This is a genomic window from Halorubrum sp. ASP1 (assembly GCF_005435135.1).
GTDB classification, from domain to species: domain Archaea; phylum Halobacteriota; class Halobacteria; order Halobacteriales; family Haloferacaceae; genus Halorubrum; species Halorubrum tropicale.
Genome location: NZ_SGUA01000012.1, coordinates 73,432 through 87,177 on the forward strand (window position 1 = coordinate 73,432; position 13,746 = coordinate 87,177).

The 13,746-nt window shown below is 72.3% G+C and carries 15 protein-coding genes; 7 read left to right on the plus strand and 8 right to left on the minus strand.

Going from position 1 to position 13,746, the window contains the following annotated elements; all coding sequences use genetic code 11:
• Positions 1–16: 16 nt before the first annotated feature.
• Both EXE48_RS15490 and EXE48_RS15495 read right to left on the minus strand, forming a co-directional pair.
• Positions 17–205, minus strand: coding sequence for a hypothetical protein (locus EXE48_RS15490; protein WP_121599417.1), 189 nt, complete (start codon positions 203–205; stop codon positions 17–19).
• Between the two features lie 83 nt (positions 206–288).
• Positions 289–1,266: a formyltetrahydrofolate deformylase gene (locus EXE48_RS15495; RefSeq protein WP_053771255.1), complete on the minus strand. Its 978-nt coding sequence runs from the start codon at positions 1,264–1,266 to the stop codon at positions 289–291.
• Positions 1,267–1,446: 180 nt separating this feature from the next.
• On the opposite strand from EXE48_RS15495, the gene purS reads away from it, so the two are divergent.
• From purS to ilvD, 4 genes are all read left to right on the plus strand, one after another.
• On the plus strand, positions 1,447–1,698 hold the full coding sequence (gene purS / locus EXE48_RS15500) for a phosphoribosylformylglycinamidine synthase subunit PurS (RefSeq protein ID WP_053771256.1): 252 nt from the start codon (positions 1,447–1,449) through the stop codon (positions 1,696–1,698).
• 25 nt (positions 1,699–1,723) lie between these two features.
• Positions 1,724–2,401, plus strand: a complete 678-nt coding sequence (purQ, locus tag EXE48_RS15505; protein ID WP_053771257.1) for a phosphoribosylformylglycinamidine synthase I — start codon at positions 1,724–1,726, stop codon at positions 2,399–2,401.
• 38 nt (positions 2,402–2,439) lie between these two features.
• On the plus strand, positions 2,440–2,832 hold the full coding sequence (locus EXE48_RS15510) for a VOC family protein (protein WP_137711990.1): 393 nt from the start codon (positions 2,440–2,442) through the stop codon (positions 2,830–2,832).
• A 108-nt stretch (positions 2,833–2,940) separates the two neighbouring features.
• Entirely contained in the window at positions 2,941–4,728 is a 1,788-nt protein-coding gene (ilvD, locus tag EXE48_RS15515) for a dihydroxy-acid dehydratase (protein WP_137711991.1), read from the plus strand.
• Positions 4,729–4,764: 36 nt separating this feature from the next.
• Here ilvD and EXE48_RS15520 read toward each other — a convergent pair whose 3' ends face one another.
• From EXE48_RS15520 to EXE48_RS15530, 3 genes are all read right to left on the minus strand, one after another.
• The gene (locus EXE48_RS15520; RefSeq protein WP_053771260.1) at positions 4,765–5,193 is read right to left on the minus strand and encodes a universal stress protein; all 429 of its coding nucleotides are present in this window, start codon (positions 5,191–5,193) and stop codon (positions 4,765–4,767) included.
• Between the two features lie 51 nt (positions 5,194–5,244).
• The gene (locus EXE48_RS15525) at positions 5,245–6,423 is read right to left on the minus strand and encodes an inorganic phosphate transporter (protein ID WP_137711992.1); all 1,179 of its coding nucleotides are present in this window, start codon (positions 6,421–6,423) and stop codon (positions 5,245–5,247) included.
• A 174-nt stretch (positions 6,424–6,597) separates the two neighbouring features.
• Positions 6,598–6,849, minus strand: a complete 252-nt coding sequence (locus tag EXE48_RS15530; protein WP_053771262.1) for a DUF7999 family protein — start codon at positions 6,847–6,849, stop codon at positions 6,598–6,600.
• A gap of 267 nt (positions 6,850–7,116) precedes the next feature.
• Between EXE48_RS15530 and EXE48_RS15535 the strand changes: the two genes are divergently transcribed.
• Positions 7,117–7,668 carry an NYN domain-containing protein gene (locus EXE48_RS15535; RefSeq protein ID WP_053771263.1) on the plus strand — a complete coding sequence of 184 codons (552 nt, stop codon included), beginning with the start codon at positions 7,117–7,119 and terminating at the stop codon, positions 7,666–7,668.
• Between the two features lie 83 nt (positions 7,669–7,751).
• On the opposite strand, the gene EXE48_RS15540 is transcribed toward EXE48_RS15535, so the two are convergent.
• Positions 7,752–8,414 (minus strand): S26 family signal peptidase, encoded by a 663-nt coding sequence (locus EXE48_RS15540; RefSeq protein WP_053771264.1) that lies wholly within the window; start codon positions 8,412–8,414, stop codon positions 7,752–7,754.
• A 133-nt stretch (positions 8,415–8,547) separates the two neighbouring features.
• On the opposite strand from EXE48_RS15540, the gene EXE48_RS15545 reads away from it, so the two are divergent.
• Together EXE48_RS15545 and EXE48_RS15550 are read left to right on the plus strand one after the other, a co-directional pair.
• Positions 8,548–9,732: a glycine cleavage system aminomethyltransferase GcvT gene (locus EXE48_RS15545; RefSeq protein ID WP_137711993.1), complete on the plus strand. Its 1,185-nt coding sequence runs from the start codon at positions 8,548–8,550 to the stop codon at positions 9,730–9,732.
• A 55-nt stretch (positions 9,733–9,787) separates the two neighbouring features.
• Positions 9,788–11,530: a formate--tetrahydrofolate ligase gene (locus EXE48_RS15550; protein WP_137711994.1), complete on the plus strand. Its 1,743-nt coding sequence runs from the start codon at positions 9,788–9,790 to the stop codon at positions 11,528–11,530.
• A gap of 69 nt (positions 11,531–11,599) precedes the next feature.
• Here EXE48_RS15550 and moaC read toward each other — a convergent pair whose 3' ends face one another.
• Positions 11,600–12,142, minus strand: a complete 543-nt coding sequence (gene moaC / locus EXE48_RS15555; RefSeq protein WP_137704346.1) for a cyclic pyranopterin monophosphate synthase MoaC — start codon at positions 12,140–12,142, stop codon at positions 11,600–11,602.
• Positions 12,135–13,592 (minus strand): NAD(P)H-hydrate dehydratase, encoded by a 1,458-nt coding sequence (locus EXE48_RS15560; RefSeq protein WP_137711995.1) that lies wholly within the window; start codon positions 13,590–13,592, stop codon positions 12,135–12,137. Before EXE48_RS15560 ends, moaC begins: the two co-directional genes overlap by 8 nt.
• Positions 13,593–13,746: the final 154 nt, after the last annotated feature.

Consider the following 13,746-nt stretch of genomic DNA (forward strand, 5'->3'; position numbering starts at 1 on the left):
CCCCGGCGGTCCCGGTTCACGGCCCGAACGGCTCCCCCGGAACCGGGTCCGGGAGCCCCTCGAGCACCAGGGTCGTGTAGTGGAGGAACACCGCCAGCGCGGCGAGCGAGAGGAGCAGCAGGAACAGCAGGATCAGCCGCTCGTCGCTGCGGACGACCGCGGCGGTGTCCGCGAGGAACCTCGTCCGCGCGCGACGGCCGGTCATCGTCCATTGTTGCGCTCGCGGGCGGTTAAAAGTAGCCGCCGCAGTCCGGGTGCGACCGGCGCCTGCGGCCCTCTCCCGCTCCGTCAGTCGTCCGACGGCGACGGGCGGGTCCGGCCGAGGGGCTCGCCGTCGACGGGCTCGTCCGGGTTCGCGTCCACGGCGGCCTCCGAGAGGCCGAGCTGCGCGTCGACGTCCACGTCCTCGCGCACGTGGACGGTCCCGCGGTGGACCGCGATGGCGTCCGCGAGGTGGAGCCGGACCGCGTCGAGCAGGACCTCGGCCTCGAGGGGCTGCCCCCGCCGCTTGATCTCGTCGACGTCGGCGCCCGGGGGCACGTCGAAGGCGCGCTGAGCGATGACCGGCCCCTGGTCGAGGTCGGTCGTGACGTAGTGGGCCGTGACGCCCGCGACCCGGACGCCGGCGTCCTTGGCCTGCCGGTACGCCTCCGCGCCGGGGAACGCCGGCAGCAGCGAGGGGTGGACGTTGACGATCCGCCCCTCGTACCGGAAGACGACCTCGGGCGAGAGGATGCGCATGTACCGCGCCAAGGCGATGAGGTCCACGTCGTACTCGGCCAGCAGGTCGAGCAGACGCTCCTCGTCGGTGTTGCCGTTGCCGTCGCCCACGTCGTAGAACGGCTTGTCGTAGCGCTCCGCGAGCGACCGGAGGTCGCCGCGGTTGCCGATGACGACCGGGATCTCGGCCTCGCTGTCCTCGGCCAGCTCGCCCCGCGCCTCCGCCTCCAACAGCGCCTCGGGCGCGTGGGTCTCCTTGGTGACGAGCAGCGCGACGCGCCGCGCGTCGCGATCGCTCGGGAACCGTACTTGGATGTCGACGTCGAGCTCGCGGCCCAGCTCGGCGAGCGCGCGGCGGAGCTCGCCGCGCGATGTCTCCATCTCCGCGGTGTCGACGCGGGTCGTCATCCGGAAGACGCCCTCGCGGACCGCCTGGTCTAAGTCCTCGATGTTGATTCCGCGCTCGAACAGCAGGGAGGTGACCCGCGCGATGAGTCCGGTCTTGTCTCCTCCGACGACCGTGATTTCGGTCAGTTCGCGGGTCATGCGACGATCACCTCCGCGGGTTCGAGCGGCTGCATACACCCTTCACAACAGCCGGAGGGGTTTGCCCCTTTCGCTCGGTGCCGTCCCTGCCTCCCGCACGAACGACCGCAACATATCCACGAATATGCGCATAAGCGTCGTTCCAAAACGGTTTTTACACACGACCCCGCACCAACAGGTATGACCGCGTACACGGCGACGGTGACGATCCGGCTAAAGCGGGGCGTCCTCGACCCGGAGGCCGAGACGACCCAGCAGGCCCTCGAACGGCTCGGGTTCGAGCTGTCCGACCTCCGCTCGGCGGACCGCTTCGAGGTCGACCTCGACGCAGCCGACGCCGACGAGGCGGCCGACCGCGCCGACGAGATGGCCGAGCGGCTGCTCGCGAACCCCACGATCCACGACTACGACGTGGCGGTCGCGGAGCGATGACGGCCGACAAGGCGAGGTGGGCGGCGTGACGGTCGCCGTCGTCCAGTTCGGCGGCTCGAACTGCGACCGCGACGCCGTCCGCGCCTTAGATCACCTCGGCGTCGACGCCGAGCGCGTCTGGTACGACGACGGCCTCCCCGCCGACCCCGACGGGGTCGTCCTCCCCGGCGGGTTCTCCTACGGCGATTACCTCCGCGCCGGCGCGATGGCCGCCCGCGACCCGATCATGAACGAAGTCCGCGACGCCGCCGACGCCGGCGTCCCCGTGATCGGCATCTGTAACGGCGCGCAGATCGGCTCGGAGTCGGGGCTGACGCCCGGCGCGTTCACCACGAACGCCTCCGCGCGGTTCCAGTGCGAGCCGGTCCGCCTGCGCGTCGAGCGCGCCGATACCCCCTGGACCGCCGCCTACGACGAGGGACAGGTCATCGAGGTCCCCATCGCGCACGGCGAGGGGCGCTTCGAGATAAGCGAGGCGGCCCACGCCGACCTCGTCGCCGAGGACCGCGTCCTCTTCCGCTACTGCGACGCCGACGGGAACGTCACGGACGCCGCCAATCCGAACGGCTCGACCGACAACGTCGCCGGCGTCCTCGGCGAGCGCGAGACGGTGGCCGTGCTGATGCCGCACCCCGAGCGCGCCACACTCCCCGACCTCGGGCGCAGCACCGACGGCGCCGGAATCCTGCGCGCGTTCGCCTAACTGTCGCCTTTTTGCCGCCGGCCGCCGAACCGACACGCATGCGAGCGCGACACATCGATCACGTCAACCTCCGGATCCCGGAAGACGGCGCCGACGAGGCCCGCGAGTTCTACGGCGAGCAACTCGGGTTCGGCGTCGAGGACGCGCTGTACGCGGCCGACGAGAAGCCCTTCTTCGACGTGCGGCTCTCGGCGACCGCGGTGATCCACCTCTGGCCGACCGAGGAGTTCGAGGCGCCGACGAAGACGAACTACGACCACGTCGCGGTCGTCGTGGAGGAGTCGGTCGACGAGATTGAACGCGAGCTGGCGGACGCGGGCGCCGCGGTCGAGAAGACGCTCGACTCGCCGCTGGGCGCGACCGGCGAGGCCGGCGCGGTGTACGTCAGGGACCCGTTCGGCTACCGGGTGGAGCTGAAAACGCGGGTGTGATAGCCCGGGGACGACGACCGATCGACCCCCGCCCCGAACCCGTTCGCCCCGCCGAGCAACCCTCGCCCCGACGCGGTCGTTTAAGAGTCCCGAGCGACAGGGTCGCGTATGAGCGAACAGCAGCCGAGGTCCGACGACGACGAGCGGCGCCGTCGCCGGGAGGACGCGGACCGATTCGCCGGGAAGAAGGACGGTGACCTGCGGAGCCGCGAGGTGACCGAGGGACCTGACAAGGCGCCGCACCGCGCGATGTTCCGCGCGATGGGGTTCGACGACGAGGACCTCTCCTCGCCCATCGTCGGCGTCCCGAACCCGGCGGCCGACATCACGCCGTGTAACGTCCACCTCGACGACGTGGCCGACGCCGCGCTCGACGGCATCGACGCCGCGGGCGGGATGCCGATCGAGTTCGGCACGATCACGATTAGCGACGCCATCTCGATGGGGACGGAGGGGATGAAGGCGAGCCTGATCTCGCGGGAGGTCATCGCCGACTCGGTCGAGCTGGTCTCCTTCGGCGAGCGGATGGACGCGCTGGTGACGGTCGCGGGCTGCGACAAGAACCTCCCCGGGATGATGATGGCCGCGATCCGGACGGACCTGCCGAGCGTCTTCCTCTACGGCGGCTCGATCATGCCCGGGCAGCACGACGGCCGCGACGTGACGATCGTCCAGGTGTTCGAGGGCGTCGGCACGTACGCGCAGGGCGACATGGACGCCGACGAGCTCGACGACCTGGAACGCCACGCCTGTCCCGGCGCGGGCTCGTGCGGCGGGATGTTCACCGCGAACACGATGGCGTCGCTCTCGGAGGCGCTCGGGCTGGCGCCGCTCGGGTCGGCCTCGCCGCCCGCCGAGGACGAGGCGCGCTACGCGGTCGCCGAGCGCGCCGGCGAGCTGGCGATGGACTGTATCGAGAACGACCGCCGGCCCTCCGACATCCTCTCGCGGGAGTCGTTCGAGAACGCCATCGCGGCCCAGACCGCGATGGGCGGTTCGACGAACGCCGTCCTCCACCTGCTCGCCTTGGCGGGCGAGGCCGACGTCGACCTCTCGATCGAGGACTTCGACGAGATCTCGCGGCGCACGCCGAAGATCGCGAACCTCCAGCCCGGCGGGACGCGCGTGATGAACGACCTCCACGAGGTCGGCGGCGTGCCGGTCGTGCTCCGCCGCCTGCTGGAGGCGGACCTGCTCCACGGCGACGCGATGACGGTGACGGGCAACACCCTCGCCGAGGAGATCGCGGCGCTGGAGGAGCGCGGCGAGCTCCCGGACGAGTCGGACATCGAGGCCGACTTCCTCTATCCCGTCGACGACCCGAAGGAGGAGGAGGGCGCGATCAAGATCCTCGACGGCAACCTCGCGCCGGACGGCTCGGTGCTGAAGGTGACCGGCGACGACGAGTTCTACCACGAGGGGCCGGCCCGCGTGTTCGAGAACGAGGAGGACGCGATGGAGTACGTCCAGTCGGGCGGGATCGAGTCCGGCGACGTGATCGTCATCCGCAACGAGGGCCCCCGCGGCGGCCCCGGGATGCGCGAGATGCTCGGGGTCACCGCCGCGGTCGTCGGCGCGGGCCACGAGGACGACGTGGCGCTGCTCACCGACGGCCGCTTCTCGGGCGGCACCCGCGGCCCGATGATCGGCCACGTCGCGCCCGAGGCCGCCGTCGGCGGCCCGATCGGCCTGATCGAGGACGGCGACCACGTCACCGTCGACATCCCCGAGCGCGACCTCACCGTCGACCTCTCCGACGAGGAGCTGGAGGCGCGCCGCGAGGAGTGGGAGGCGCCCGAGCCGCCCTACGAGGGGGGCATCCTCGCGAAGTACGGCCGGGACTTCGCCTCCGCCGCCGCCGGCGCGGTGACGAACCCGCGGCTCACGCGGGACTGATCGCGCCGCCGCCCACCGACCGCGCCGGACCCTCCGTCAGCGGACGAGCACCACGGGCACCGGGGCGCGCTTGGAGACGGTCTCGGCGACGTTACCGACGAGGAACCGGCGCGTCGCACGCCCGCGGTCCGCGCCGTGGGCCCCGATCACGACCGTGTCGTACCCCTCCGCCCGGTCGACGATGTTCCGCGCCGGGTGGCCGACGCCGACGACCGTGTCGACCTCGCGGCCGCGGTCGGTCGCCAGTGCGCGGGCGCGCTCGAAGACGCCCTCCGCGCGCTCCGCGGCCGCCGCCTCGAAGTCGTCCGCGAGCGCGAGCGACGCGGCCTCGCCCATCATCATCGACGGCGCGCCGACGACGTGAACCACGGTGACGTCGGCGTCCGGGAAGTTCTCCAAGGCGTATTCGAGGGCCCGCTCGGCGTGGTCCGAGTCGTCCATCGGCACAAGGATGCGGTCTATCATACCCGATCTACGCCGCGCACCCTCCTAACTGCTCCCGTCAGCGCGGCGTCGTCAGGCGACTCCCGGCAAGAGGACGAAGAACGCGTACGCCAGCGCGGTCGACACCGACGGGCCGATGATCCACATCGAGACGTACTTCAGGACCGCCCGGGGGTTGAACAGGTCGCCCGCGTTCAACACCGCCGCCGGCTCCGCCTCCCCGATCGGCGACGACTGCCGTCCCTCGGTGTCGCCGACGGTGATCGCGCCGGTGACGATCTCGTTGTCGCCGGTGTCGCGCGTGACCGCCTGCCGGACCGTGACCGGGCGCGTCGCCCGCCCCCAGCCGATGCCGACGATCGTCATCACCGTGCCCATGACGAGGCTGATCGGGATGCCGATCCACGAGAGGACCGTCGTGATCGTCGAGGCCGTGGTCATCACGAACAGCGCGGCGAGGAGTGGGATGTCGCTGAGCTCGCCGCCGACCGACTCCATCGTGCGGCGGGCGATCGTGAACCCGCCGAGCCCGATCGCGAGCGTCGCGAGCAGGATCGCGGTGTCGTCGGGGAGCCCGCCGACCCCGCTGACGAGCGGCGCGGCGGCGTTCGGGACGTTGCTCGCACCGGCGCTGAACGCCATGTAACAGCCGATGACCAGAACCACGACCGTGCTGACGAGCTCCGAGTACGTCGTGTTGGGTCCGAGCGCGACCGTGGGTACGGCCCCGTCGCGGTCGAGTCGGAGCAGCAGGCCGGGGGACTTCTCGATGCGAACGCGCCGGTTCACGGCCGGGTAGACGTACCGGCCGATGACGACCCCGATCCAGAAGCCGATGATCGGCGTCACGATCCACCAGGAGACGGTCCGGGTGATCGTGGCGTAGTTGAGCGTGTCGGTCGCCAGCCCGAGCCCCGCGATAGCGCCAACGGTCGTCATCGAGGTCGGCACCGGGACGCCGAAGACGTTCGCGATAAGGATCCCGAACCCGATGAAAAACAGGACGGCGACGCCGGCCGACAGCGAGAGCTCGGTCGTGATGATCCCGCCGCTGAGCGTGTCCATCACGTTTCGTCCCACCGTCCACCCCCCGAGGAACACGAACACCGTCATCAGCGCGGCCGCGGTCGTCTTCTTCAGGATGCCGGCGCCCACCGGCGGCCCCCACGCGATGCCGGTCGAGGAGCCGCCGATGTTGAAGCCGACGAACACCGAGGCGACGATACCGACAGCGAGCAGCGTCTCGACCATCTCCTGCGCCTACCGGCATCGGTGGCAAATACCTGTCGCCATCGGGGAGCGGACGGCTGCGAGACGGACGGCGAACGGCGAGAGAGAGAGAGACGAAGCGGACCCGCGGGAACCGGACTGCGGAGTCGACGGGCGCGCTCCCGGCCGGTGGCGGAGCTCGGGGTTCGGCGCCGCTTACCGGCGCTCTCCCCCGTCGGTCCGAGCCGTCGTGACCGACTCGGCGCACCAGACGTTGCTCCGGCGACCCGCGCGGGACAGCTCCATCCGCACGACGGACCCGACCGGGAGGTCCGCGACCCGCTCGCGGGCGTCCTCGTCCGCATAGTCGACGATGTGGAACGTCTCGTTGCGGGGATGGGCACGTACCGTGGTACATTCGTGATCGTTCTGTGCGGAAATGACGGTGTACGCGTTCGATTGTGACATCTTATACCGTTATTGCTGGACACCGTACTTCAAGCCTCCGTATATTCACTACGGACGTGAGGGAAGTCGTAATATCGATATAAGGTCCTGAATTTTGACTACGATCGCCGAAGAGTGTCGATGATTCGCGGACGATCGTTTCGAACAGGCGATCACGAGCGGCCCGGTCGCTGACGGACCGTCACGGGGGACGACCGGCGACTGACGAGGGCGAACCGCGAGCGCGCGGATCACCATACCTATTTCCGACGACGGCGAAGGCCGGTCATGGACCGAGGCGAGGGGCCGGACCCCGAGACGACCGCCGAGGGCGTCGCGAGCGCGGACGCCGAGACGGATCCGGACGCCGGCGGCGTGGCGCTGTTCGTCGACGGCCCGAACGTGCTGCGCGAGGAGTTCGACGTGGACTTAGACGACGTGCGACTGGCCGCCGAGGCGGAGGGGCCGCTGGTGACGACCCGGCTGTACCTCGACGAGCACGCGACGCCGGGGCTGATCCAGGCCGCGGAGGCCCGCGGCTTCGAGGTCGTGATCACGAGCGGCGACGTGGACGTGAAGCTCGCGGTCGACGCCGCGCGGTTCGCCGCGGAGGGCCGGATGGAGACGCTCGCGATCGCCTCCCGCGACACGGACTTCAAGCCGGTCGTCGAGACCGCGAACGGCTACGGGATCCGGACGCTCGCCATCGCGCCCGGCGAGTTCGGCCGGTCGGACGCCCTCCGCAACGCGGCGAACGGCTCCGTGACGCTCGACGGCGACGAGGTCGACGCGACCGAGGCCCCGGACGATACGGGAAGCGAACCGACCTGGCACCGGTAGCGATCGAGCGACGCAGACGGCGACCGTTCACGGGAGAGAGAGCGACGGGGGTGAACGCGCCTTCGGAGCCCTCACAGAACTCCTTACCGCCGGCTTCCCCGCCGAACCCGACCGAGCAACAGCGCCCCGACGCCCCCGGCCAGTCCCGCGATACCGACGAGGACGACGCCGGTCGCGACCCCGCCGTAGCGCGCGACCGCCGCCTCGACGCCCACCCGTATCCAGCCGAGGTTCGGCACCGCGAACAGCGCCTTCCCGGCGATCCACTCGTCGGGGACGACGGGCGCGATGCCCGCGCTCTGGTCGTACAGCTCGTTCGCGTCGCCGTAGGTGACGTACCCGTCGTACGGCGCCGGGCACGTCGCCAGATCCGCGCAGTCCGCGGCGAGGAGCGCCGGGTCGGCCCGCTCCGTCCAGTCCTCGCCGGCGTCGACCGCGAACGCCAACCGGTGGAACACCGGTCTCCCGTCCGCCCCCGGGACGGTGTAGACGACGACGTCGCCCGTCCCGCCGAGCCGCGCCGGCGCGTTCGGGTCGGCAGCGGTCGAGAGGTCGCCCCACGGCGCGCGGTCGGCCGCCGTCACGACGACGAGGTCCCCGCGCTCGACCCCGGGCGCCATGCTGCCGCTCTCGACCGCGACGAAGGGCGGCCAGGTCCCGACGAGCGCGAACAGGAGGACCGCGGCGACCACGACGGCGACCGCGGGTGCGATCGGACCGGTCCGGTCGGGGCGACGGCTGCTCACGCCGGAGCGAGGGGCCGGCGACCGCTTGAGGCTGTCGGCCGAGTCGACGACGGGCGCGACCGCGGCGGGGGCCGCCGCCGACGCGGACCGCCGATGTCACAAAGCCTTAGGTTCGTCCCGGAGAGGTGCGAGTATGACCGATCGCCTCCCTCCGCTCCACGACGCCCACGACGAGCGCGGCGCCAAGTTCACCGACTTCGGCGGCTGGCAGATGCCCGTCGAGTTCGACTCGATCCGGACCGAGCACGCCGCGGTCCGCGAGTCGGTCGGCGTCTTCGACGTGTCGCACATGGGCGAGATCGAGGTGTCCGGCCCGGACGCGACCGAGCTGCTGAACCGGCTCACGACGAACGACGTGCGCGCGCTCGACCCCGGCGACTCGCAGTACGCCGCGATCACGAACGAGGACGGCGTGATGCTCGACGACACGGTCGTCTACCGGCTCCCCGACGGGACCGCGGCCGGCGAGGGGGCCGCGTCGCTCGCGGACCTCGACGCGACCCGCGACGGCGACCTCGACGCCCCGAGCGGCGACCCCGCGTACCTCTTCGTGCCGAACGCCGGCCACGACGGGCAGATGTACGACCGCTGGACCGCGCACCGCGACGAGTGGGACCTCGACGCGACCGTCGCGAACGCCACCGACGACTGGGCGATGCTCGCAGTCCAGGGCCCCGACGCGGCCGACGCGCTCGACGAGGCGACGCCGGGGGACCGGGTCGTCGGCCTCTCGAAGTTCGAGGCGGCGGCCGCGGCGGTGGCCGGCACGGAGAGCTGGGTCGCGCGCACCGGTTACACCGGCGAGGACGGCTTCGAAGTGATGTGTCCGGCCGACGCCGCCGAGTCCGTCTGGGCGGCGTTCGCCGACGCGCCGCTGGAGGCGCAGCCGTGCGGGCTCGGCGCCCGCGACACGCTCCGCACCGAGATGGGCTACCTGCTGTCGGGACAGGACTTCGACCCGGAGAGCGAACCCCGGACGCCGTACGAGGCCCGGATCGGCTTCGTCGTCGAGCTCGACACGGAGTTCGTCGGCCGCGACGCCTTGGAGGCCCAGAAAGAGGAGGGAGTCGACGAGAAGTTCGTCGGCGTCCGCCTCCGCGAGCGCGGCGTCCCCAGGAACGGATACGCCGTCACCGACGGCGACCTCACCCGCGTCGGGAAGCTCACCTCCGGGACGATGAGCCCGACGCTCGACGAGCCCATCGGCTTGGGCTACCTCCACGAGTCGTACGCCGACGCCGGCACCGAGGTGAGCGTCGTCGTACGCGGCGACGAGAAGCGCGCCGAGGTCGTGGTCCCGCCGTTCCTCGACCGCTGAGGGTTGTCACCAAGGCCCGAGCAACGCTCATACGAGCGGCCCGAGAAGCGCCGGTATGGCGCCCACCGATCCCGCCAGCGACGCGACTGGGGTACCGGATTCGGACCTCGCCGTCGCGCGAGCGGCCGATCCCCGGCCGATCGAGGAGGTCGCGGCCGACCTCGGGCTCTCCGCCGACGGCGTCGAGCGGCGCGGCGACGGCGTCGCGAAGGTCACGCACGCGGCGGTCCGCGACGCCGTGGGCGACGGGCCGCGCGCGCCCGGGGGCGCGGCGGCGTCGGCCGGGACGACCGTCCTCGTGACCGGCATGTCGCCGACGCCGAAGGGCGAGGGGAAGACCGTCACCACCGTCGGACTCGGGCAGGGGCTCGCCGCGCTGGGCGAGCGGGCCGCGGTCGCGGTCCGGGAGCCGTCGCTCGGCCCGGTCTTCGGGGTCAAGGGCGGCGCGGCCGGCGGGGGCCGGTCGCAGGTGCTCCCGATGGAGGCGATCAACCTCCACTTCACCGGCGACATCCACGCGCTGACCGCGGCGCACAACCTCCTCGCGGCCGCGCTCGACAACCACCTTCATCAGGGCAACGACGCGGAGGTAGACGCGCGACGGGTCGACTGGCCGCGCGCGCTCGACGTCAACGACCGCGCGCTCCGCGAGACGGTCGTCGGCCTCGGCGGGACCGCGAGCGGCGTCCCGCGCGAAGACGAGTTCGTGATCACCGCCGCCTCGGAGCTGACGGCCGTCCTCGGGCTCGCGACCGACCTGGATGACCTGAAGGCGCGGATCGGTCGGATCGTGCTCGCGGCCGACGCCGACGGCGAGCCCGTCACGCCGGACGACCTCGGGGTGACCGGCGCCGCGGCCGCGCTGCTCAGGGACGCCTTCCGGCCGAACCTCGTCCAGACGGTCGAGGGGGTCCCGGCGTTCGTCCACGGCGGCCCCTTCGCGAACATCGCGCACGGGACGAACACCCTCGTCGCGGACCGGGTCGGCGCCGCGCTCGCCGACTACCTCGTCACGGAGGCCGGGTTCGGCGCCGACCTCGGGGCGGAGAAGTTCGGGAACATCGTCGCGCGTCAGGGCGTGGTCCCCGACGCTGCCGTCGTGGTCGCCACCGTCCGCGGCGCGAAGCGCCACGGGCTGGAGATGTGGCCGACCGACTTCGACGCCCTCGCGGACCCGGCCCCCGAGGCGGTCCGGGCCGGCGTCGCCAACGTCGCGAAGCACGTCTCGATCGCCGAGTCGTTCGGGGTCCCGACGGTCGCCGCGATCAACGTGTTCGCGGACGACACCGAGGCCGAACTCGCCGCGCTGGAAGCCGGCCTCGAAGAGCGCGGGATCCCGGTCGCGCGCTCGACGGCCCACCGCGACGGCGGCGCGGGCGCTACCGACCTGGCCGAACTCGTGCGCGATCGCGCCGGGACGGGGTCGTTCGAACCCCTGTACGACGCCGACGCGCCGATCCGCGAGAAGATAGCGACGGTCGCGCGCGAGGTGTACGGCGCCGCGGGCGTCGAGTACGTCGACGGCGCGGCCGACGACGTCGAGCGCGTCGAGCGCTGGGGGTACGGCGACCTCCCGGTCTGCCTCTCGAAGACCCCGTACTCGCTGTCCGACGACCCCGCCCGGACCGGCGTGCCCGAGGGGTGGACACTCACCGTCCGCGAGGTGACGCCCTCGGCGGGGGCCGGCTTCGTCGTCGCGAAGACCGCCGACGTGATGACGATGCCGGGGCTGCCCGCGGAGCCGGCCGCCGAGGACATCGACGTGGACGCCGACGGCGACGTGAGCGGGCTGTTCTGACCGACGGTCGGGCTCCGGTCCGACGCCGCCCGCCGCTCACTCGCCGCCCACCGGTCACCCGCCCGCGACTCACTCGCTGACCTGCTCCTTCCGCTTCTCGACGACCTCGACGTCCGAGATCCGCGTGTCGGGATATCCGCCGTCGGCGTCCTTCTCGGCCGCCTTCACCATGTCCCAGACGGTGTTCAGCCCGGTCGTGACGCCCTCTAACGCCTCCATCTCGCAGCCCGTCTTCCCGGTGGTCTCGACCGCGACGGTGAGTTCGATCCGGTCGTCGCCCACCGCGAACTCGGTGTCGACGTTCGTGATCGGGATCTGGTGGCACATCGGGATCGTCTCCCAGGTGTGTTTCACGGCCTGGACGGCGCCGATCCGGGCGGTCGCGAGCACGTCGCCCTTCTCGACCGCGTCGGCCTCGACCGCGTGGATCGTCTCCGGGGTCAGCCGGATCTCGCCGCGCGCGACCGCGCGTCGACTGCTGTCGGGCTTCGCGCCCACGTCGACCATCTGGACGTCGCCCGCGTCGTCGGTGTGGGTCAGCGCGTCCGCGCCGGCGGGGTCCGCGCTCGCGCCGTCGCCCGCCGCGCCGTCGCCGGGTCCGCCGTCACTCATTACGCATCGCCTCCGGCAGCCGGTCGGGTAAGTCCGTCGCCACCAGGCCGGCGCCGTTCGCGTCGGCCGCGGCGTCGCCCGCGCGCCCGACGACGTACGCGCCGACCGCGGCCGCTCGGAACGGGTCCGCGACCGCCGCCAGCGCGCCGACCGTCCCCGCCAGCACGTCGCCGGTCCCGCCGACGGTCATGCCCGGGTTGCCGGTGCGGTTCAGCCGCACGCCGTCGGCGTCGGCGACCACGTCGACCGCGCCCTTCACGAGCAGGACGTGGCCCAGGTCCGCGGCGAACTCCCGGACCAGTTCGGCGCGCTCGTCGGGTTCAGGCGCCGTCTCGCCGCCCATGCCGACCAGTTCGCCCTGGTGCGGGGTACAGATCAGGTCGGCGTCCGTGTCGACCTCGGGGACGACGCGGAGCGCGTCGGCGTCGACGACCGCTCGCCCCTCGTAGGCCGTCAGGAACTCGCGGACGAACTCGCGGGTCCCGTCGCCGTCTCCCAGTCCGGGGCCGAGGACGACGACGTCGTTCTCGGCCGCGAGCGACGCGACCCGGTCCGCGTGCGACGAGCCGACCCGATCGCCGGGGAGCGGCCGGACGATGAGGTTCGGCGAGAAGCTCTGGACCGCGTCCGCGATCGATTCCGGACACGCCACCCGGGCGAGGTCCGCGCCCGCCCGGAGCGCGGCGAGCGCAGACAGCGTCGGCGCGCCGGTGTACGGCCCGCCGCCGACCACCAGCACCTCGCCGTTGTCGCCCTTGTGCGAGTCGGGGTCGCGGTCGAGGCCGAGGAGGTCTCCCGGGCCCGTGTACCGCTCCGCGGCGGCCGGGATCCCGATGTCGGCGACCGTGACCGCGGCGTCGAGGGCTGCCAGCCCGGGCGTCCCGTCGTGGAACGTCACTACGCGGTCGGCGTCGACGGCGACCCCGCCCGGGCCCCCCGTCGGGTCGCCCGTGTCGGCGTCGATCCCGGATGGCACGTCGACCGCGATCACCGTCGCGTCGCTCGCGTTGATCGCGGCGGCCGCGGTCCGCTCCGGTTCGCGGAGCCCGCCGGATATCCCCGACCCGAGCATCGCATCGACGACCACGTCGGGGTCGTCGCCGTCGGGCGCGTTGAGGTCGAGGTCGCGCGAGTCGGTGACGGTCTCTCGGGGGACCGCCGCGTTTTCGAGCGCCGCCCAGTTCTCCCGCGCGATGTCGGTCCGGATCGTCTCGGGGCGGCCGAGCAGGTGGACCCGGACGGCGTACTCGGTCAGGAACCGCGCCGCGACGAGGGCGTCGCCGCCGTTGTTCCCGCGGCCGCAGACGAGCGCGACGGTCGCGCCCGGGTCCGCGACGGCCCGCACCTCGCGGGCGACCGCGTTGCCGGACGACTCCATCAGCTGTTTGCGCGGCACGCCGAGCGCCGCCGCGTTGGCGTCGACGGCCGCCATGCGATCGGTCGGTATCATGCCCGGCGGTTCGGGCGCCCGGGGATTAAGCGGGCGGGGTCCGGCGGGGCAGGTCTGGGCGGGGTCGGCCGTCGCCGGTCCGACCGGTCGGCTCGGGAAATGAAAATGTTGAAGCGGTCTGGTAGTGAATCCGGCGAATGACCGTGGTACTCGC